The sequence below is a fragment of the Intrasporangium flavum genome (genome assembly GCF_001956915.1).
Taxonomy (GTDB): domain Bacteria; phylum Actinomycetota; class Actinomycetes; order Actinomycetales; family Dermatophilaceae; genus Monashia; species Monashia flava.
In genome coordinates, this window is the sequence record NZ_MLJO01000019.1 from 42,986 (window position 1) to 63,566 (window position 20,581).

Annotated in this window: 16 protein-coding genes; 11 read left to right on the forward strand and 5 right to left on the reverse strand. The window is 74.2% G+C overall.

All coding sequences use genetic code 11. The features are described from left to right. Positions 1–5: 5 nt before the first annotated feature. Both BIV28_RS14800 and BIV28_RS14805 read left to right on the forward strand, forming a co-directional pair. The gene (locus tag BIV28_RS14800; RefSeq protein WP_076263086.1) at positions 6–1,730 is read left to right on the forward strand and encodes a glycerol-3-phosphate dehydrogenase/oxidase; all 1,725 of its coding nucleotides are present in this window, start codon (positions 6–8) and stop codon (positions 1,728–1,730) included. Further along, positions 1,727–2,662 carry a carbohydrate kinase family protein gene (locus tag BIV28_RS14805; RefSeq protein WP_076263088.1) on the forward strand — a complete coding sequence of 312 codons (936 nt, stop codon included), beginning with the start codon at positions 1,727–1,729 and terminating at the stop codon, positions 2,660–2,662. Before BIV28_RS14800 ends, BIV28_RS14805 begins: the two co-directional genes overlap by 4 nt. Positions 2,663–2,664: 2 nt before the next feature. Here the strand turns inward: BIV28_RS14805 and BIV28_RS14810 are convergent, their stop codons facing one another. Together BIV28_RS14810 and BIV28_RS14815 are read right to left on the reverse strand one after the other, a co-directional pair. Continuing rightward, complete coding sequence (locus BIV28_RS14810; protein ID WP_076263089.1) at positions 2,665–3,093, reverse strand: VOC family protein; 429 nt, start codon at positions 3,091–3,093, stop codon at positions 2,665–2,667. A gap of 82 nt (positions 3,094–3,175) precedes the next feature. Next, complete coding sequence (locus BIV28_RS14815; RefSeq protein WP_076263091.1) at positions 3,176–4,045, reverse strand: DNA-formamidopyrimidine glycosylase family protein; 870 nt, start codon at positions 4,043–4,045, stop codon at positions 3,176–3,178. Positions 4,046–4,160: 115 nt separating this feature from the next. Between BIV28_RS14815 and BIV28_RS14820 the strand changes: the two genes are divergently transcribed. Next, a complete protein-coding gene (locus BIV28_RS14820) occupies positions 4,161–7,181 on the forward strand; it encodes a glycosyltransferase (protein WP_076263093.1) in 3,021 nt (1,006 codons plus the stop codon). Here the strand turns inward: BIV28_RS14820 and BIV28_RS14825 are convergent. After that, complete coding sequence (locus tag BIV28_RS14825; protein WP_076263113.1) at positions 7,168–8,340, reverse strand: glycosyltransferase family protein; 1,173 nt, start codon at positions 8,338–8,340, stop codon at positions 7,168–7,170. The genes BIV28_RS14820 and BIV28_RS14825 overlap by 14 nt on opposite strands. An 11-nt stretch (positions 8,341–8,351) precedes the next feature. Next, on the reverse strand, positions 8,352–10,232 hold the full coding sequence (locus BIV28_RS14830; RefSeq protein WP_242653068.1) for a glycosyltransferase family protein: 1,881 nt from the start codon (positions 10,230–10,232) through the stop codon (positions 8,352–8,354). 183 nt (positions 10,233–10,415) lie between these two features. Between BIV28_RS14830 and BIV28_RS14835 the strand changes: the two genes are divergently transcribed. The 8 genes from BIV28_RS14835 (at position 10,416) to BIV28_RS14870 (ending at position 20,146) form a co-directional block, all read left to right on the forward strand. Further along, positions 10,416–12,116 (forward strand): glycosyltransferase family 4 protein, encoded by a 1,701-nt coding sequence (locus BIV28_RS14835; RefSeq protein ID WP_076263095.1) that lies wholly within the window; start codon positions 10,416–10,418, stop codon positions 12,114–12,116. Further along, positions 12,113–13,018 carry an ABC transporter permease gene (locus BIV28_RS14840; RefSeq protein WP_076263096.1) on the forward strand — a complete coding sequence of 302 codons (906 nt, stop codon included), beginning with the start codon at positions 12,113–12,115 and terminating at the stop codon, positions 13,016–13,018. Before BIV28_RS14835 ends, BIV28_RS14840 begins: the two co-directional genes overlap by 4 nt. After that, a complete protein-coding gene (locus BIV28_RS14845) occupies positions 13,005–13,808 on the forward strand; it encodes an ABC transporter ATP-binding protein (RefSeq protein ID WP_076263098.1) in 804 nt (267 codons plus the stop codon). The genes BIV28_RS14840 and BIV28_RS14845 overlap by 14 nt, the downstream gene beginning before the upstream one ends. Beyond that, entirely contained in the window at positions 13,805–15,037 is a 1,233-nt protein-coding gene (locus BIV28_RS14850; RefSeq protein ID WP_207556009.1) for a glycosyltransferase, read from the forward strand. The genes BIV28_RS14845 and BIV28_RS14850 overlap by 4 nt, the downstream gene beginning before the upstream one ends. After that, positions 14,971–16,230, forward strand: a complete 1,260-nt coding sequence (gene wecC / locus BIV28_RS14855; protein WP_076263100.1) for a UDP-N-acetyl-D-mannosamine dehydrogenase — start codon at positions 14,971–14,973, stop codon at positions 16,228–16,230. The genes BIV28_RS14850 and wecC overlap by 67 nt, the downstream gene beginning before the upstream one ends. A 13-nt stretch (positions 16,231–16,243) precedes the next feature. After that, entirely contained in the window at positions 16,244–17,455 is a 1,212-nt protein-coding gene (gene wecB, locus BIV28_RS14860) for a non-hydrolyzing UDP-N-acetylglucosamine 2-epimerase (RefSeq protein ID WP_076263102.1), read from the forward strand. Beyond that, a complete protein-coding gene (locus BIV28_RS14865; protein WP_076263104.1) occupies positions 17,448–18,728 on the forward strand; it encodes a nucleotide sugar dehydrogenase in 1,281 nt (426 codons plus the stop codon). The genes wecB and BIV28_RS14865 overlap by 8 nt, the downstream gene beginning before the upstream one ends. A gap of 152 nt (positions 18,729–18,880) precedes the next feature. Continuing rightward, the gene (locus BIV28_RS14870) at positions 18,881–20,146 is read left to right on the forward strand and encodes an extracellular catalytic domain type 1 short-chain-length polyhydroxyalkanoate depolymerase (RefSeq protein ID WP_083707372.1); all 1,266 of its coding nucleotides are present in this window, start codon (positions 18,881–18,883) and stop codon (positions 20,144–20,146) included. Between the two features lie 4 nt (positions 20,147–20,150). Here the strand turns inward: BIV28_RS14870 and BIV28_RS14875 are convergent. Beyond that, the coding region (locus BIV28_RS14875; protein ID WP_207556010.1) for a hypothetical protein at positions 20,151–20,581 on the reverse strand (431 nt) is incomplete at its 5' end.

Consider the following 20,581-nt stretch of genomic DNA (forward strand, 5'->3'; position numbering starts at 1 on the left):
GTGCGATGACCAGCCCCGTCCGCCTCGACCCCGACTACCGCGCCGCGGCGTGGAAGCGCCTGGCCGCCAAGCAGTTCGACGTCCTCGTCATCGGTGGTGGCGTCACCGGTGCCGGCACGGCCCTCGACGCGGCGACGCGCGGGCTGTCCACCGCCCTCGTCGAGCAGCGCGACTTCGGCTCCGGCACGTCCTCGCGCTCCTCGAAGCTGTTCCACGGCGGCCTGCGCTATCTCGAGCAGATGAACTTCGACCTCGTCCGCGAGGCGCTCAAGGAGCGCGAGCTCATGCTGAGCCGCATCGCGCCGCACCTCGTCAAGCCGGTCTCCTTCCTCTACCCGCTGACGAACCGCGGGTGGGAGCGTCCGTACGTCACGGCCGGCCTGACGCTCTACGACTCCATGGGCGGCGCGCGCTCGGTGCCGCGGCACAAGCAGCTGACCCGCACCGGGGCCCTCAAGCTGGCCCCGGCCCTCAAGCGGGAGTCGCTCACCGGCGGCCTGCTCTACTACGACGCCCAGGCCGACGACGCCCGGCACACCCTGACGACGGTGCGCACCGCGGCCGCCTACGGGGCCACGGTCGTCTCGAGCGCCCGCGTCGTCGACCTGCTTCGCGCCGGCGAGCGCGTCGTCGGGGCCGTCGTCGAGGACGTCGAGACCGGCGAGCGCACGGAGGTCCGCGCGTCCGTCGTCATCAACTGCACCGGCGTGTGGACCGACGACATCCAGACGATGGCCGGTGGCCGCGGCCGCTTCCACGTGCGGGCGAGCAAGGGCGTGCACATCGTCGTCGCGCGCGACCGGATCAACTCCGAGTCCGGCCTCATCCTGCGCACCGAGAAGTCGGTGCTCTTCGTCATCCCGTGGAACACCCACTGGATCGTCGGCACCACCGACACCGACTGGGACCTCGACCGCTCGCACCCGGCCGCCACCAAGGCCGACATCGACTACATCCTCGAGCACATCAACGCCGTCCTGAAGGTGCCGCTGACCCATGCGGACATCCAGGGCGTCTACGCCGGCCTGCGCCCGCTGCTGTCCGGCGAGAGCGAGGACACCAGCCAGCTCTCGCGCGAGCACGCCGTGGCCCGCCCGCAGCCGGGGCTCATCTCCATCGCCGGCGGCAAGTACACGACCTACCGCGTCATGGCGGCCGACGCCGTCGACGCGGCGGCCGAGGACGTCGGCGGCGACGTTCCGCCGAGCGTCACCGAGTTCATCCCGCTGTCCGGCGCCGAGGGCTACGTCGCCCTCGTCAACCAGATCGACCGGCTCGCCCGCCACCAGGACCTCCCGGTGTGGCGCGTCACCCACCTGCTCGAGCGGTACGGCTCGCTCGTCCACGAGCTGTTCGACCTCGCCGAGGGCGACCGCAGCCTCTACGAGCCGCTGCCCGGCGCCGAGGAGTACCTCAAGGTCGAGGTGCTCTACGCCGCCACCCACGAGGCCGCCCTGCACCTCGACGACCTCCTGGCCCGGCGCACCCGCATCTCGATCGAGACCCCGAGCCGCGGCGTCGACTGCGCCCGCGCGGTGGCCGAGATCGTCGCCCCGGTGCTCGGCTGGGACGCCGAGCGTCTCGACGCCGAGGTCGCCGCCTACCTCGCCCGCGTCGAGGCCGAGCTCGAGTCGCAGAAGGAGCTCGTCGACTCCGAGGCCAACGAGGAGCGGCTCGCCGCCCCCGACGTGCGCCGCATCCCGGTCAGCCGGCCGCAGGAGGTCCCGTGACCGACGCGTCGACCGGTGGCGTCCTCGTCGTCGGCGGCACCGGCGTCGACACCATCGTGCGCGTCGCCGGGCTGCCGGTCCCCGTGGCCGACTCGCACGTCGTGCCGCCCATCGACACGCACGTCGGCCACACCGGCACCGGGGTCGCCCTGGGCCTGCAGCGGCTCGGCGTGCCGACGCGGATCGTCGACGTCGTGGGCGATGACCACGAGGGCCGCCTCGTGCGCGGTCGCCTTGCCGCAGAAGGCATCCCGTTCGACACCGTCGTCCACGCGAGCGGCACCCGCCGGGCCGTCAACCTCGTCGACCCGACCGGTCGCCGCCTCTCGCTCTACGACCCGCGGCACCCGTACGACCTCGTGCCCGACGCGTCGCTGTGGCTCGACGCCCTTGCCGCGCTCGACGCCGGCCCGGGCGCCCGGCACGTGCACGCGTCGATCATGCCGTGGACGGTGCACGCGCTCCACGAGGCCACCGGGCGCGGGCTGAGCACCTCGACCGACCTGCACGACTGGGACGGCCGCAACCCGCACCACCGCCCCTTCGCCGAGGCCGCCGACGTCGTCTTCGTGTCCGGCTCGGCCCTCGGTGGCCGGGAGGACGAGGTCGTCGCCGACGTGCTCGAGCACGGTCGCGCGCACACCGTCGTCGTCATGGACGGCGCCCGCGGGAGCCGCGTCACCGTCCGCGACGGCGACCGCTTCGCGATGCCCGCCCTCGACCTTCCCGGGCGCACCGTCGTCGACTCGAACGGCGCCGGCGACGCCTACGTGTCGGGCTACCTGCGCACGTGGCTCGCGGGCGGCAGCGTCCACGACGCCGCACGCGCCGGCGCCGTGGCCGGTGCGTGGGCGTGCGGCACGGCCGGCACCCACGCCGACCTCGTCGACGCCGCGGAGCTCGACCGCCAGTTGGCCCGGCTCGACGCCTGAGCTCAGCCCTGGCTGCCGCCGGCGTTGTCAGCGCCGGCGATGTTGACCATCCAGTCGACGCCGTACTTGTCGGTGAGCATGCCGAAGGTGTCGCCCCACATCTGCTTCTCGAGCGGCATCTGGACGTTGCCCCCGTCCGCGAGACCGTCCCACCAGCCCTTGAGGTCGGACTCGTCGTCGCCGCTCAGGCTGACCGTGATGCTCGAGCCCGAGCGGTACTCCATCTGCGGCGGGGTGTCCGCGGCCATGAGGGTGAAGCCGGACGGGGTCTCGAGCTGGGCGTGCATGATGCCGTCGGAGCCCTCGCCCTCCTGCCCGTACTCCCCGAACGTGCTGAGCGTCAGCTCGCCGCCGAAGACCGACTTGTAGAACTCCATCGCCTCGCGGGCGGTGTCCTTGAACGAGATGTAGGGGTTGAGCCGAGAGGTCATCACATGCTCCTTCGCAGGTCGCTCCGGTGCGGAACGGGACGCGCAGCAGCCTAGGACCGTGCACCGACGGCGGGAACCCTCATCAGTACGAGCGCCGTGAGCGCCGGGCCCCACCGCTCGATCCGAGCGGGTTCTGCCGGCGGCCGTCGTCGGTGGGCCCCAGGCCGCCCTGGCAGGTCGGGCAGTAGAACATCGTGCGCTCCTGCGGTGGCACCCCGATCGGCGCCACCCGGACCGTCGTGCCGCAGCGCCGGCACGGACGCCCACTCCGGGCGTGGACGTAGTGCGCCTCGTCGAGGCGTCGGCTGCCCGTGCTCGACTGCACGGCGTGGTGGCGGCCCTGGTCGATGAGCCGGTGGGCCCGGTCGACGACCCGCTCGACGCCCTCGCGCCCGAGGTCGGCCGGCAGCGCCCACGGCTGGACGCGCTCGAGGAAGAGCGTCTCGGCGCACCACATGGTCCCGACGCCGGCGAGGTTGCGCTGGTCGAGCAGGGCCGCCCCGATCGGGACGGGGGCCGCGAGGACGTTGCCGACGGCGCGGTCGCGGTCCCAGTCGGGGCCGAGGACGTCGGGCCCGAGGTGGCCGACGAGGTCGCCCTCGCGGGCGGTCGGCACGAGGTCGAGCATCCCGAGCCGCAGCCCGAGCGCCGTCCAGTCGGGCGCCGACACGAGGGCCCGCAGCTGCGGGTTGCGGCGCCACCGCTCGGCCAGCGTCGGCGTCGCCTCGACGCGCCACTGGCCCTCCATCCGCAGGTGCGAGTGCAGCGTCACGCCGCCCTCGATGCGGTGCAGGACGTGCTTCCCACGGCTGACCACCTCGAGCGTCGAGCGGCCACGGAGGTCGGCCGTCGAGATCTCCGGCCAGCGCAGGTCGGCCTCGACGATGACGCGTCCGGCGAGAGCGGCGTGCAGCCGCTGCGCCGTGCGCCACACGGTGTCGCCCTCCGGCACCTGCCACCTCCCGACCACTCGTCCGGTGCGTGTCGTACCCGGCCTTCACCTCGCGTTCACCACCGGGGCGCCGGCCAGGGCCAGCGTATTCAACCCGCGCCACTACCTTCGCCGGGTGCGAGACCTGACCGTCGTCGTGTCCGCCCCCGGATCGTGCGCCTCCCTCGAGCGATGCCTGCGGGCGCTCGCGGCGCAGACGATGCCGGCCGACCGGTTCGAGGTGGTCGTCGTGCTGCACGGCCCGGGCGAGGCGGCCCGCGAGGCGCTGAAGCGCACGCTGGAAGGCCCGCTCGCCGGTCACGAGGTCGTCCTCGCCGACGCGGTCGCCTCCACCTCCGCCGCCGCCCGCAACGTCGGCGTCGAGCTCGCGCGGGGCACGTGGACGACGCTCGTCGACGGGCGCGACCTCCCCGGCCCCGACCTGCTCGAGGCCCTCCACGCGTCCCGCTCCACCGAGCGGGTCGCCGCGGCCCGCGTCGAGCAGGTGGGAGCCGGCCACGAGCCGGCGCCCGACGCGGGACCGACCACGGCTCCCCACCGGGCGGTCGGGCTCGCCCGCGCCCGCGGCGGGTTCCTCGTGCCGACCGCCTGGCTGCGCGACGTGCCCTGGGCCGACGCCCTCGCCGAGCATGCCGATGCCGTCCGCTCGGGGGCGCTGCTCAGCCGGTTCGAGCACCGCTTCACGACGGTCGACCCCGCGCCCGCGCTGCGCGGCGCCACCTACCTCGTCTCCCCCGACGACGGCGCCCGGTCACCGGCCGACGTGGTCCGTGACCGGGTCGCGGCGCTCGTGGCCCTCACCGGCGGCACCCAGGCCGACCCCGCCGACCGCTCGGCCCTGACCGACGCCCTGGTCGATGCCGAGCTGGCCGACCTGCGACGCGACGTCTGGGGCGACGCGGACGCCTCCGCGCTCGCGGACCGGCTCCTGCGCGCCGCCGGCATCCGCGGGGTCCGCGGGCTCGGCACGACGACCTCGCACGACGACACGTGGTCGCTGTTCCGCGAGCCGGACGACGCCGTGCGCTCGGTCGTCGTCGTCGCGGGCAGCGCGGGGGCGGTCAACGGGCACGCCCGGATGCTGTCGTTTCTGTCCCGCAACGGGGTCGGCGTGCGGGTCGTGCACTACAGCGGGCGCCTCAAGCCGATGCTGCGCCGGCTTCCCGACGCCCACCGCGTCGAGGTGCTGCCCGCGTCGTCGGCCTGGCTCGAGGCGCGCCTCGCCGGCACCCGGTCGCGCCGGGGTCGCGTCGCCGTCCGGGCCGCCGAGGAGGCCCTGCGCGTCGGCCGACGCGTCGTGCCCGAGGTGCTGCCGCCCCGGGTCACGGCCCCTGCGTGGCGACGCGTCGACCAGCGCGCCATCGACCTCGCGACCGAGCCGGGGAGCGTCGTCGTCCTCGACCGCGGTGGCTCGACGCTCCTGCGAGCCTGTGCCACAGGCGGTTCCGCACCCGAGGCCGGGGACCTCCACGACCTCGCCGTCACGGTGATGCGGGTCGCGGCGAGCCGCGTCGGGGGGCACCTGCAGGACGCACACGCCGCCCGGGGCGCGTCGCGGGTCCTGCGCCGCGCCCCGGCGCGCACGCGGTCGGGGCTCGACGCGCGCCTGTGGGCCATGGTCGGCTACCGGCTGCTGCGCTCGAACCGGCTCGAGGCGGCCCAGCAGGTGCTCGACGACCTCGGCGCCGTCTTCGGCGCGGACGCGCTCGACCGGCACGGGGTGCCGGCGCTGCGCGCGCTCCTCGACGTGCAGACGGGGCGCTCGCGCGACATCGAGCCCGTCGTCGCCGCCGTCCGCGGCGCCCTCGAGGAGGCCGACGCCGCCCTGTCCGCCCAGGACGGCGACCCGGACGACGCCACCCTCGACGAGGTCGCCTTCCTCGCCACGGTCGCCCTCGACGTCCTGTTCACCCGACGCCTGCACGCCGCCGTGGTGACGACGCCGCTCGTCGACGACCCGGGTACCTTCCTCGCCCCGCTGCGCGACACCGTCACGGGGCGCCTGCTGGCCGCACCCGCCCGACGGCGCGACGCCGTGGTGCCCCCGGCCGCCGCACGGCCTCGGCCTCGCGTCACCGTGCTGCCCGGCGCCTACCCGAAGTTCGCCAGGGCCGTCGTCGAGCAGCTCGCCCCGGCCGCCGACGTCGAGGTGCTCGACCTCGGCGCCCGCGAGTCCCGCTTCACCAACACCGGCATCGACCCCCGCACGGTGCGGGCGCGGCTGCTCGCCGCCACGGGCCGGGCGCCCGCGCTCGACCCTGCGACGGCCGAGGCGCTGGGCGCCGACGTCGTCTTCGTCGACTGGGCCGACAAGGGCCTGACGTGGGCCACCGACGTCGTGCCCGAGGGCACCCGCGTCGTCGTGCGCCTCCACGGCGTCGACACCTTGAGCGCCTGGCTGCACACGGCCGACTGGTCGCGCGTCACCGACGCGATCTTCCCGAGCGAGCACCTGCGCCGGGCCGCCGCGGGCGCCCTCGGGGGCCGCCTCGACGGGGTGCGCCAGCACGTCGTCGCCAACCCCGTCGACGTCGAGCGGTACGTCCTGCCCAAGCGCCCGTCGGCCCGCAAGCGCCTCGGCATGGTCGGCTGGGCCCAGCAGGTCAAGGACCCGCTGTGGACGCTCGACGTGCTGGCCGAGCTGCGGCGCCACGACCCCGAGTGGCGCCTCGCCCTCATCGGCGCCGACGTCGACCTGGGGGCCGGCAACCCCGTCGAGCGCGAGCTCGCCCACGCCTTCCACGCCCGCCTCGCCGCCGACCCCGACCTGCACGACGGCATCGACTACGTCGGCTACACCTCGCGCCTGCCCGAGCGGCTGCGCGACGTCGGCTGGGCCGTCAGCGCGAGCCGCCGCGAGGGCTTCCACGTCGGCCTCGTCGAGATGGCCGCGAGCGGTGCCGTGCCCGTGGTGCGCGACTGGCCCGTGTACGCCCGCGAGGGCGGCGCCGGCCTGCTCTACCCGAGCGAGTGGGTCGTCTCGACGCCGGCCGAGGCCGCGGCCCGGATCCTGGCCGTCTCCGACGGCGACGCGTGGGAGGACGAGAGCGCCGACACCGTGGCCGCGACGCGAGAGCGTTTCAGCGGCAACGACGCCGGCGCCCGGTTGCGCGAGATCGTCCTCAGGAACGACTGATCCGCGAGAGCACCTGCACGGCCGCGCTCGCGTGCTCGATCGGCGAGCGGTGGTCGAGGGGCTGGGCATCGAGCGCGCTCCCCTCCTCGACGACGCCCCAGACCGGCGTGCCGCTGCCCCGGTAGTCGCTCCACTTCGACGGCAGGAACGGGTTCTGCGCCCCGGCCGGGCTCACGGCGTCGTTGACCAGGAGGCAGTCCATGCGCCGGGCCAGGGACAGGAACTCGAGGTAGCCGACGAACGGCCCGACCCGGACGCAGTCGCCGAGCCCGCGGCCGACGACGACGTCGTGCAGCTCCTCGGGCTTCGAGGTGAACACATGGAGCAGGACGCGCTCGCGCACCGCACGCGGCGCCACCTCGAGGGCGTCCAGGACGCCGGTGACGCCACGGTTGGCGTAGAAGTTGCCGAAGTAGCCGACGTGCCGGCGGTTCGGGTCGAGCTCGTACGCCGAGGGCCGGCTCTCGTAGAAGCGCGTCGCCGGCGTCGGGTGCGGTGACACGACGCCGACCCGGGCGGCGCGCTCGGCAAGGCGCCGGTCGTGGCAGTGCTCGAGCATGAAGTCGCGCTGGTGCTCATTGGTGAACATGACGCCGTCGGCGAGCGCGAACGCGATGACCTCGCACCACTCGAAGGCGTTGAGCCCCTCGGGGGCCCGGAACCCGGCAGCCTCGACCGCGGCGCGCAGCCGGCCGAGGACCCGGTCGTCGGTGGCCGGGGCCGCCCGGACACCACCGAGCACGTCGTGCGAGAGCGGGTCGGAGAACTCAGCGTCCCAGTGGATCCCGGGCCGGGCCAGCTTGACCTCGGCGGCCAGGAAGTGCGAGGCCGCGAACTGCGCTCTGCTGTAGACGGACTCGTACTCGCCCTGCAGGGCCTCCCAGCGCTGGAACGTCTCGATGCCGAGCCGCTGATAGTCGACGATCGAGCCCCACGAGCTGAACGCGGTCTTCGACGGCACGGCCGCGAACCGGCGGACCAGGCCGCCGGTCAGCTGGACGAGACCGGCGTCCTGGTGGCGGATCGAGTCCATCGCGTTGCACACGACGTCGACGGGCTCGCCGCGGTCGTGGACGCGCTTGGCCGCGACGATCGCCGCGGTGTCGGAGTACGGCGGGAAGCAGTACGAGGTGACGAGTCGGCGGGCAGGTGTGCTCACGGTGGTTCCCATCAGACGGTGACGTGCTCGGTCGGGTCGCCGTGGAAGGCGAGCACCCCGCGCCGGGCCAGCAGCTCGACGTCCGACACGGGCCAGGTGTGCCCGTCCGGCGTCGAGGCGCGCACCGAGACGAAGTTGAAGCGGTCGGTGGAGTAGACGCGGCCGCCCTCGGCGCGCACCTTCTCGAGGAACGTCGTGTCGACGCGTCGGGGCAGGTCCTCGAACCGCAGCCGCGTCGCGAGGTCGCGCGCGAGCAGGAGCGTGCCGCCCTGGACGAGGTCGACGTAGCGGTGCTCGGCGTCGGGGAACCGCAGCAGCGTCGCGCCGGTGGCGGTCAGGTGCGCGTAGTGCGCCCACTTCCCCACGACGGCGGCGTCGGTGTAGTCGAAGGCGCGGACGAGGTCGAGGAGGTAGTGCTCGGCGTAGACGTTGTCGTCGTCCATCTTCGCGACGTACCGGCCGGACGCGGCGTCGACGCCGAGGTTCATGCACGCCCCGAGCATCAGCGACGCGTCGGCCGCTCGCACGACGACGCGCGACGCGTCGAGGCCCGCAGCGTCGGCCAGCACGCCGACCTTGCCCGGGTCGAGCTCGAACCCGTGCGTCACGAGGACGAGCTCGACGTCGGGGTGCGACTGGGCCGCGACGAACCGCAGGACGTGCTCGACCTGGCCGGGACGCATCGTCGGCACGACCGCCGACACGCTGCGGTCCCGCCGCGGCACCGGCAGCCCCACGGTCGCGAGGACGGCGTCGACGCGGTGGCCGTACGTGTGCTCGTCGTGGACCCTCCGGTGGGCCCGCAGCGCGAGACGGTCGCGGTGGTCCTCGTGCTGGAGCAGCGCCCGCAGCTCGCGGTCGGTCTGCTCGGCGTCGTGGGTCACCCGCACCGTGTCGCCGAAGAACGGCTCGATCGACGCGGCCGGCCCGGACAGCACGGGCGTCTGGGCCGCCGACAGCTCGAAGAGCCGGCGGGCGCACATCGTCGGCGACTCGGTCACCGAGTTGACGTTGAGGAACACCTTGTAGGCGGTGTACGCCCCGAGCATCCGCTCGTACGGGAGGCTGCCGACGAGCGAGCCGGCGTAACGGCGCGGGAACTGGTAGCGCGGGTCGCGCCCGGCCATCCGCGAGAACACCTCGAGCCCGAGCGGCAGGGCCGGCTCGAGCACGTACTCCATCTGGCGGCGTCGCTCGTCGTGCTTGTCGGCGAAGTAGCTACCGGCGAAGGCGACCTCGCGCGTGCGGCCCGCGCCGTGCCGCACCGGCGTGTGCACGCGAGGCTGGGCCCCGAACGGCAGCAGGCCGATCCGTGAGTGGCCGAGGTCGCGCTCGTAGTCGGGGATGCGGCCGGCGTCGACGGTGAGGACGTGGTCGAAGAGCCGCGCCGTCTCGAGGAACCGGTGGTAGTTCGGCGGGTCCTCCTTGTTCCAGAAGACCGTCGGGATGCCCTCGGCCCGGCACCAGGCGACGAGGTCGCGCAGCTCGAGCGAGGGGGCCTCCGGAGCGGTCATCGCGAGGCGCCAGGCGCCGCCGTTGCCGTTCCACGCCGACTCGACGAAGAGCAGGTGGGGACGACTGCGCCGCAATGTCTCCCGCCACGTATCGGGCTGCACCGCCACCTGGTCCCACTCGTACCGGAAGGCGAGGTCGGAGAAGTCGTCGAGGATCACCGCGGCGAGGACGTCCGGCCGGGCGACGGGCCCGTCGGGCAGCTCCGGCCGGGGCAGGTCGACGCGCAGCCGGGCCGCCCGCACCCGCGGCAGCCGACGCTCGATCTCGCGACGGACCTTGCGGGGCAGGTCAGCCCGCGCCTGCGGGTCACCGAGGGCTCGACGCGCGGCCGTCCGCGCGCGGCCGAGGTCACCGAGGATCCGCTGCCTCGTGTTCACAAACTTCTCTCTCTGTTCGACTGGCGTTCCGCCCCGGCCCCATCGACGTTTCGCGTGCGCTGCGACGTTCGTCCCGTGAGACCTGGACTCGGCGCCACTGTGGCATCCGCCCTCGGCGCCCCCGCCCCCCGCGGCGCAACGCGCAGCCGAACAGTTGGTGACATCCCGTCCACGACGGCGCTGATGCTCGCCAACCTGCCGGTGGCGGCGTGCGTCGCGCGCAGCCACGTGGCCCGCAACCCGTGGCAGGCCGTCTGGGTCGGCACGCGACTGCTGCCCGGGCCGGTCGCCCGCGGGCTCGGCGAGCGCACCCGCGGCCCGCTGTCGGTCATCGCGGCCGCCGCGTCGGGCCAGCGCGAGCTCGCCCGCAGACGCCTGTCCGAGGGCCTCCGCGGCGCGCCGCCGGCACGGGCCCGCCGCCTCCTCGCGGCCGCCGCGGCCACCGGCCAGTGGACCGAGGTCGACGCCGAGACCGCGGACCGGGCGCCCGCGACCGGTGGCGCCGCCGCATACGTCGCCCACGCGTCGGGCGACCTCTCCGCGGCCGAGCAGGCCCTCGACGGCGCCCGCGGCCCGCTCGACCGAGCGCACCGTCGGTGGCTCGCGGGTGAACGGCTGGTGCTGACAGGTGCCGCCGTGCAGACGCTCGAGCCGAGCCGCTCGCGCCGCACCGGCGGGCGGGCCGTCGTCCACGTCGTCACGAACTCGCTGCCCGAGGTGCAGGCCGGCTACACGGTGCGCACCCAGGGGATCGTCGCCGCCCAGCGCCGCGCCGGCATCGACGCGCACGTCTGCACGCCGCCGGGCTACCCCGTCGCGCAGGGCCACGTGCTCCGGGCCCGCGAGTCGGTGCTCGGCGGCGTCCCGTACCACCGGAGCCTGCCGCTCGGCCGCCTCGATCTGCCCGACCGTCGCCTCGAGGCGTACGCGTCGGCCGTCGAGTCGCTCGCGCGCGGTGTCGGCGCGGGCGTCCTGCACGCCCACTCCAAGCACGACAACGCCCAGGCCGCGCTCGTGGCCGGGGCACGGCTCGGCGTGCCCGTCGTCTACGAGGCGCGCGGCTTCCTCGAGGACACCTGGGCCAGCCGCGGTGGCAGCACCGCCAGCGACTTCTACCGCTGGACCCGCGCGACCGAGACCCGTTGCCTGCACCTGGCCTCCGCCGTCGTCACCCTGTCGCAGACGATGCGCGCCGACGTCCTCGCGCGCGGCGTCGACGCCGACCGCGTGCACGTCGTCGGCAACTGCGTGCCCGACGCGTACCTCACCGACCCCGCGCACGGCGCCGCGGTGCGCACCCGCCTCGGCATCGACCCCGACGCCGTCGTCGTCGGCACGGTGACGACGCTCAACGACTACGAGGGCGTCGACGTGCTCGTCGAGGCCGCCGCCCTGCTCGACGACCCGCGCGTCGTCGTGCTCGTCGTCGGCGACGGACCGGCCCGAGACCGCCTCGCGGCGCGCGCGAACGAGCTGTCCCGCAAGGGAACCCGCACGCGCGTCGTCCTCACCGGACGCGTTCCGCACGCCCGCAGCCGCGACCACCACGCCGCCGTCGACGTCTTCTGCCTGCCGCGCCGCGCCACCGCGGTCACCCGCCTCGTGCCCCCGCTCAAGCCCGTCGAGGCGATGGCCCTGGCCCGTCCGGTCGTGGCCAGCGACCTGCCGCCGCTGCGCGAGCTCGTCGGCGAGGACCGCGGACGGCTCGTGGCGGCCGGCGACGCCGGTGCGCTCGCCGACGCGATCCGCGGGCTCGCGGACGACCCCGACCTCCGCGCCCGGCTCGGGCGCGCGGCGCGCGACCACGTCGCCGCCGAGCGCACGTGGTCCGCCGCGGCCCGCACCTACCAGCACATCTACGAATCCGTCTGCGAGGGCGCATGACCGACGTGACCACCGCACCACCACCGACGCCGTACGCGCCGGCGACGCTGACGCGAGCCCAGGCCGAGGCCCTGGCCCGCGCCGGCGGCCTCGAGGAGCTCGGCGTCCGCCCGCCGATGCGCCGGTACGTGCGCGACGTGTGGCGCTACCGCCACCTCGTGTGGCACCTGTCCTCGTCGCAGGCGTACGCGACGAACCAGAACAACCACCTCGGCCAGCTCTGGGCGGTGCTCAACCCGCTGCTGCTCGTCGGGTCGTACTACCTGATCTTCGGCCTGCTGCTCAAGACCCGCGGCGGCACGTCGAACTACATCGCCTTCCTGACGATCGGCATCTTCGTCTTCGGCTACACCGCCTCCGCCCTGACCGCGGGCGCGCGGGCCGTCACGGCGAACATCGGCCTGGTCCGGGCCCTGCGCTTCCCGCGGGCCGTGCTGCCGGTGTCGGTGACGCTGACGCAGTTCCTCGTCAACGTGCCGGCGTTCCTCGTGCTCATGGTCATGGTGCCGCTCACCGGGGAGCCGTTCTCGTGGCACTGGTTCCTCTTCCCCGTGGCGCTGGGCCTGCAGAGCCTCGTCAACCTCGGGCTCGTCTTCTTCCTCGCCCGGATCGTCAACGCCGCGCGCGACACGAACAACCTCGTGCCCGTCGTCGTACGGCTGGCCCGTTACGTGTCGGGGGTCTTCTTCTCGATCCCGCACTACGCCGGCCACGGGCTCATGAGCGCCGTGCTGCTCTACCAGCCGCTCGCCGTCGGCATGACCACCGCCCGCGAGGCGCTCATGGACCAGTACCCCCTCTCGTGGTCCAGCTGGGTCGCCGCGGCTGTCTGGGGCGTCGTGCTCTGCGCGTCGGGGATCGTCTTCTTCTGGCGCGGGGAGGGTCGCTATGGCAGCGACTGACACCACCGGCGGGGCCCGTCCCAGCGTCGTGTGCTCCAACCTCGACGTCGTCTACTCGGTGTTCGGCGCCAAGAAGCGCGCGACGTCGACCGAGGGCGAGCAGCCCTTCGTGGAGCGGGTGCTCGCGCGCCGTCGCAACCCGGCGGGGGTCGGCAACGTCCGACGCGTCCACGCCGTCAAGGACGTGTCGTTCGTCGTCCGGCACGGTGAGGCCGTCGGCATCATCGGGCGCAACGGCTCGGGCAAGAGCACGCTGCTGCGCGCCATCGCCGGGCTCATCCCGCCGACCGGCGGACGCGTGTGGGCCGAGGGCAACCCGTCCCTGCTCGGCGTCAACGCGGTGCTGCTGACCGGCCTCACCGGGGCCCGCAACGTCATGATCGGCGGCCTCGCCCTCGGGCTCTCACCACGCGAGGTGCGTGAGCGCCACGACGACATCGTCGAGTTCTCCGGCATCGGCGACTTCGTCGACCTGCCGATGAGCGCCTACTCCTCCGGCATGGGCGCGCGCCTGCGGTTCGCGATCTCGACGGCCGCGGCACCCGACATCCTCATGATCGACGAGGCGCTCGCCACGGGCGACGCCGAGTTCCAGGCCCGCAGCCGCGACCGGATCGCCGAGATCCGCCGCGACGCGAGCACCGTCTTCCTCGTCAGCCACTCCAACGCCGCGATCCGCGACTCGTGCGAGCGGGTGCTGTGGATGGACCAGGGCCGCCTCGTCATGGACGGGCCGACCGAGGACGTCGTGCGCGCCTACGAGGACAGCCACCGGAAGGCGCGGGCGTGACCGCCGTGCCCCCTGTGCCCCCTGTGCGCGCGCTCGTCGTGACGGTCGTGCACCACCCCGAGGACGCCCGCATCCGGCACCGGCAGATCGGCGCGCTCCTCGACGCCGGGGTGCACGTCACGTACGCGGCACCGTTCTCGGCGCACGGGCTCGAGCTGCCCGACGTGCCCGGCCTGCACGCCGTCGACGTGCCGCACGCCGCAGGCCGGTCGCGGGGTGCCGCGTTCCGGGCCGCCCGCCGCCTGCTGCGCCACGACGCCGCCGACCACGACGTCGTCCTCGTGCACGACCCGGAGGTCGTCGCGGCCGCGGCCGGGCTCGGCCTGCCCCACCTCGTGTGGGACGTCCACGAGGACACCGCCGCGGCGGTCGAGGCCAAGCCGTGGGTGCCCGACTGGGCCCGCGGCACCGTGGCCGGCGCGGCCCGCCGCATCGAGCGGTACGCCGAGCGACACCACGACCTCATCCTCGCCGAGCACGCGTACGCCGAGCGGTTCGAGCGGCCCCACCACGTCGTGCCGAACACCGTCACCGTGCCCGAGACCGTGCCGGCGCCCGGGGACACCCGCGCCGTCTACCTCGGTTCGCTGACGATGGCCCGCGGGGCGGCGACGCTGCTGCAGACCGGGCGCCTGCTCACGGTCGCCACCCGCGGGCGCGTCAAGGTCGAGGTCATCGGCCCGGCCCGCGACCAGCGCACCGCCGACACCGTCAGCTGGGGCGTCAAGTGCGGGCACGTCGTGCACCACGGCTTCGTGCCGAGCGCCCGGGCGCTGCCGATGCTCGACGGCGCGCTCGCCGGCCTGTCGCTGCTCGAGGACCGGCCGAACTACCGCCACTCGATGCCGACGAAGGTCGTCGAGTACATGGCCCGCGGCATCCCCGTCGTCACGACGCCGCTGCCCCTCGCCCGCGACCTCGTCGAGCGCGCCGGCTGCGGCCTCGTCGTGCCGTTCGAGGACGCCGAGGCCACCGCCGCCGCCCTCGTCGAGCTGGCGAACGACCCCGACCGGCGGGCCGAGATGGGCCGCGCCGGCCACGCCTACGTCCGCGAGCACTTCGACTGGCGGGTCATCGGCCGCGACTTCGTCCGGCACGTCACCGCCCTCGCCGCACGGTCCAGCAGCACCTCACCCGCAACCCACAGCAACGGAGACACCTCATGTTCGACGACGGAATCGCCGTCATCGGCCTCGGCTACATCGGACTACCGACCTGTGCGGCGCTGACCCGCCAGGGCATCGCCGTCGTCGGGGTCGACGTCAACGCCCGCACCGTCGAGGAGATCAACGCCGGACGCGTGCCGATCGTCGAGCCGAACCTCGACGTCGCCATCGCCTCGGCCGTCGGCAAGGGCCTGCTCACGGCCACCACGAGCACGCCCCACGCATCGGTGTACCTCATCGCCGTGCCCACGCCGTTCCGCGGCGACCACGAGCCCGACCTCGCCCACGTGCGCGCGGCCACCGAGGCGATCGCCCCGCAGCTGCGCGGCGGGGAGGTCGTCATCCTCGAGTCGACCTCGCCGCCCGGCACGACGCAGCTGATCTCCGAGTGGATCTCCGACCTGCGCCCCGACCTCAAGCTCCCCCACATGGGCGGCATCCCCGACGTGCACCTGGCGCACTGCCCCGAGCGCGTGCTGCCCGGCCGGATCATGGTCGAGATCTTCGCCAACGACCGCATCGTCGGCGGCCTCACGCCCGAGTGCGCGATGCGCGCCGCGGAGGTCTACCGCACCTTCGTCACCGGCGAGATCCTGCTCACCGACGCGACGACGGCCGAGATGGCCAAGCTGACCGAGAACGCGTTCCGCGACGTCAACATCGCCTTCGCGAACGAGCTCGCCGAGATCTGCGAGCACGTCGGGCTCGACGTCTGGGAGGTCATCCGGATGGCCAACCGCCACCCGCGCGTCGACATCCTCAAGCCCGGCCCGGGCGTCGGTGGGCACTGCATCGCCGTCGACCCGTGGTTCATCGTGTCGGCCGCCCCCGAGCAGGCCCGCCTCATCCGGGCGGCCCGCGAGACGAACGACGGCCGGCCGCGCTCGGTCCTCGACAAGATCGCGACGGCGCTCGCCCTCGCCGGCAAGCCGGGCGGGGAGGGCGCGACCGTCGCGTGCCTCGGCCTCGCCTTCAAGGCCGACATCGACGACCTGCGCGAGTCGCCGGCCCTCGCCATCACCGAGACGTTCGCGACCGAGCACCCGGGCACGCGCGTCCTCGCGGTCGAGCCGCACGTCGACGCGCTCCCGGCCGGCCTGGCCGCCCTGCCCAACGTCGAGCTGGCCGCCACCGCCCAGGCGGTGCGCGAGGCCGACGTCGTCGTGCTCCTCGTCGACCACGCCGCGTTCCGCTCGGTCAGCCTCGGCGACCTCCGTGGCCGCGAGCTCGTCGACACCCGGGGCCTCTGGCGCTGAAGGAGATCCGATCATGAGCACCACTGCACCCACGTCGCGCCGACGCGTCATGACGGTCTACGGCACGCGTCCCGAGGCGATCAAGATGGCGCCCCTCGTCGCGGCCCTCGAGGCCGACGACCGGATCGAGCCGGTCGTCGCCGTCACCGGCCAGCACCGCGAGATGCTCGACCAGGTCAACAGGCTCTTCGGCATCCGGCCGGAGCACGACCTCGACCTCATGACGCCCGGGGCCGGCCTCGCCGAGATCACCGCGCGCACCGTTCTCGCCACCTCGGCCCTGCTGCGCGAGACGCGTCCGGACGTCGTCGTCGTCCAGGGCGACACGACGACCGTGCTCGCGGCGGGCCTGGCCGCGTTCTACGAGCACATCCCCGTCGTGCACCTCGAGGCCGGGCTGCGCACCGGCGACATCCGCTCGCCGTTCCCGGAAGAGGCCAACCGCCGGCTCACGGCTCCGCTGGCCGACCTGCACCTCGCGCCGACCGCGACGTCGAAGGCCAACCTCGTGCGCGAGTCCGTCGATGCCGCAAGGGTTCCCGTCACCGGCAACACCGTCATCGACGCGCTGCGGTGGACGACCGCGCAGCCCGTGGAGTTCGACGACCCCCGCGTGGCCGAGGCCGTCGACCACGCCGCGCACGGCCAAGACCTGCTGCTCGTCACCTCGCACCGCCGCGAGTCGTGGGGGCCTCGCATGGTCGAGACGATGACGGCGGTCCGCGACCTCGCCCGTGACCGACCCGACCTGCAGGTGCTGCTGCCGATGCACCGCAACCCGGTCGTGCGCGACGTCATCGAGCCGCTGCTCGGCTCCCTGCCCAACGTGCTGCTCACCGAGCCGCTCGACTACCACCGGTTCGCCCACGCCCTCGCCGCCTCGAGGCTCGTTCTCACCGACTCCGGCGGCGTGCAGGAGGAGGCCCCGAGCCTCGGCAAGCCCGTGCTCGTCATGCGCGACACGACCGAGCGGCCCGAGGCCGTCGAGGCCGGCACGGTCCGGCTCGTCGGCACCGACGGCGCCACGATCCGGTCCGCCGTCGAGGAGCTGCTCGACGACCCCCACGCCTACGCCGCCATGGCCGCTGCGGTGAACCCCTACGGCGACGGCCGCGCGGCCGAGCGCTCGGTCGCCGCCATCGCCGAGCTGCTCGGCGTCGGGCACCGGGCCCCCGACTTCGACCCGTTCGAGCTCGCCGAGTCCCCGGAGCTGCTCGGTGTCTGACCGGTACGGCCACGACGTCGTCGTCGTCGGCCTCGGGTACGTCGGGCTGCCCCTCGCGCAGGCTGCGGCGGCGGCAGGAATGCGGGTCGCCGGGCTCGACACCGACGCGTCGGTCGTCGCATCCCTGTCGCTCGGGCGCTCGCACGTCGACGACCTGTCCGACGACGACGTCGGCGCGATGCTCGCCGCCGGCTTCACCCCGACGACGGACGCGTCGGTCGTCGCCGACGCGTCGACGGTCGTCATCTGCGTGCCGACGCCGCTGGGATCGGAGGGCGGCCCCGACCTCGGCGCCGTCGTCGGGGCGACGCGCTCGCTCGCCACGCACCTGCGCCGGGGCACCCTCGTCGTCCTCGAGTCGACGACCTACCCGGGTACGACCGACGAGGTCGTGCGCCCGATCCTCGAGGCGGGCGGCCTCGTCGCCGGCCGCGACTTCAACCTCGCGTTCTCGCCCGAGCGCGTCGACCCCGGCAACCCGGTGTACGGGATCGTCAACACCCCCAAGGTGGTCGGCGGCCACACGCCCGCCTGCACCGACGCGGCGGCGGCCTTCTACGGCAAGGTCGTCGACACGGTCGTGCCGACCCGTGGCACGCGCGAGGCCGAGACGGCCAAGCTGCTCGAGAACACCTACCGGCACATCAACATCGCGCTCGTCAACGAGATGGCGCGGTTCTGCCACGACCTCGACATCGACCTGTGGGAGGTCATCGCGGCGGCGAGCACCAAGCCGTTCGGCTTCCAGGCCTTCCACCCGGGCCCGGGCGTCGGCGGGCACTGCATCCCCATCGACCCGAACTACCTGTCGCACAACGTCCGCACGCGGCTCGGCTACCCGTTCCGGTTCGTCGAGCTCGCGCAGGAGGTCAACGCGAGCATGCCCGCCTACGTCGTGCGCCGCGTCCAGGACGCCCTCAACCACGACGCCAAGGCGCTGCACGGCTCGCGGGTGCTCGTCCTCGGGGTCACCTACAAGGCCGACATCGCCGACCAGCGCGAGTCGCCGGCGGTGCCGCTGGCCCGTGGCCTGCTCGAGCAGGGGGCCGACGTCGTGTTCCACGACCCGCACGTGACGCGGTGGGACGAGGTGGGCGCCGACGTGCCCCGCGTCGCCGACGCCGACCTCGAGGACGCCGTGGCCGAGGCCGACGCGGTCGTGCTGCTCCAGCGGCACCGGTCCTACGACGTCGACCGCCTCGCCGGGCTGTCCCAGCGCTTCCTCGACACCCGCGGCTCGGCGACGCCCCGCCCGCACGTGGAGCGCCTCTGACCCACCTCTGACCCGAGAGCCGGGCCGCGTCAATGGTCCGCCGGGCCAGGCGGGTGTCCGGCTCGTGGTGGTTCGTCCCACACCCGGCGCGGGCGGGCGGTGCCACCGTGGTGGGCCGGGCACCAACGGTGATGCCCGGAACGGAGGCGACGATGAGCTCCACCCGCACCATCACGCTGCACCGGCTGCACCCGACCCGCTCCAGCCGGGCCGTCCGCGCCCTCGCGGCCGTGTTCTCCCTCGTCACGGCGGCCGCCCTGACCCTCGTCGTGGTCAACGCACCGCCCGCGAGCGCCGCGACGCTCCAGCAGGTCACCGGGTTCGGCAGCAACCCGGGCGCCCTGGCGATGTACAGCTACCGGCCCGACGGCCTGCCGTCGGGCGCCCCGGTCGTCGTCGAGCTGCACGGCTGCACGCAGAACGCGACGACGTACTTCAACAGCTCGGGCTGGCGCACCTTCGCCGACCGGTACGGGTTCGCGCTCGTGCTGGCCGAGCAGAGCAGCGCGAACAACAGCAGCTCGTGCTTCAACTGGTTCCAGACCGGCGACACGACCCGCGGGCAGGGCGAGGCGGCGAGCATCGCCCAGATGGTCGACTACGCCGTCTCGACGTACGGCTCGGACCGCTCCCGGGTCTACGTCACCGGGCTGTCGGCCGGGGCCGCGATGACGTCGGTCATGCTCGCGACCTACCCGGACAAGTTCGCCGGGGGCTCGATCAACGCCGGCCTGCCCTACCGCTGCGCCACGAGCACCGTCGACGCGTTCACGTGCATGAACCCGGGCGTCGACAAGACGCCGAAGGCCTGGGGCGACCTCGTGCGCGCGGCCGACTCCGGCTACTCGGGCCCGCGCCCGAAGGTCTCGATCTGGCAGGGCATGAGCGACACGACCGTCGCGCCGATGAACGCCACCGAACTGCGCGACCAGTTCACCGACGTGAACGGCGTCTCGCAGACCCCGACGTCGACGGGCACGATCACCAGCGGCGTCACGTGGGAGGACTACGGCGGCTCGGTCCGCGTCACCCGGGTCCAGGGCATGGGGCACGGCACGGCTGTCGACCCGGGCACCGCGGCCAACCAGTGCGGCACCGCCGGCGCGTACTTCATCGACACCGTGTGCGCGGCGTACTACGACGTGCAGTTCTTCGGCCTCGACGGCGGCAGCACCCCGCCGCCCACGACGACCTCGACTCCCCCGCCGACGACCACCACCACGCCACCGCCCACGACGACCACGACACCGCCGACCTGCATCACCTCGAGCAACTACGACCACGTCGTGGCCGGGCGGGCCTACCAGTCGGGCGGGTACGCCTACGCGCTCGGCTCGAACCAGAACCTCGGGCTGTACAACACCTTCTACACCGCGACCCTCAAGCAGTCCTCCATCGGTTACTGGGAGAAGTGCTAGCGGCTCAGCGGCGCAGGCGCAGTCCGCGCGGGGTCATGTGGAACCCCGCGTCGGACAGCGCCTGCACGAGCGGGTGACCCGACCCGAGCACCGAGGCGCCGTCGGCCTTCTCGACGGTGAGGCGCCCGAGGGCCCCCTCGCGCACCGCGAGCGCGAGGGCGTCGGCGGCGGGCTGGAGCCGTTCGAGGTCCTCGGACCAGCAGAGCATCGTCTTGCCGCCCCGTTCGACGTAGAGCACGAGGGCGCCGTCGACGAGGACGACGAGCGCCCCGGCCTTGCGCCCGGGCTGGTGGCCCTTGCGCCGTGAGGAGCCCTCCGCGGCCTCGTCGGTGGCGTCGGTGACGCCGCGCTCGGGCCAGCCGATGGCGGCGCCGTAGGGGTTGGCCGGGTCGCTCGCCGCGAGGACGAGCGCCGGCACGGCCGACGCGTCGGCGC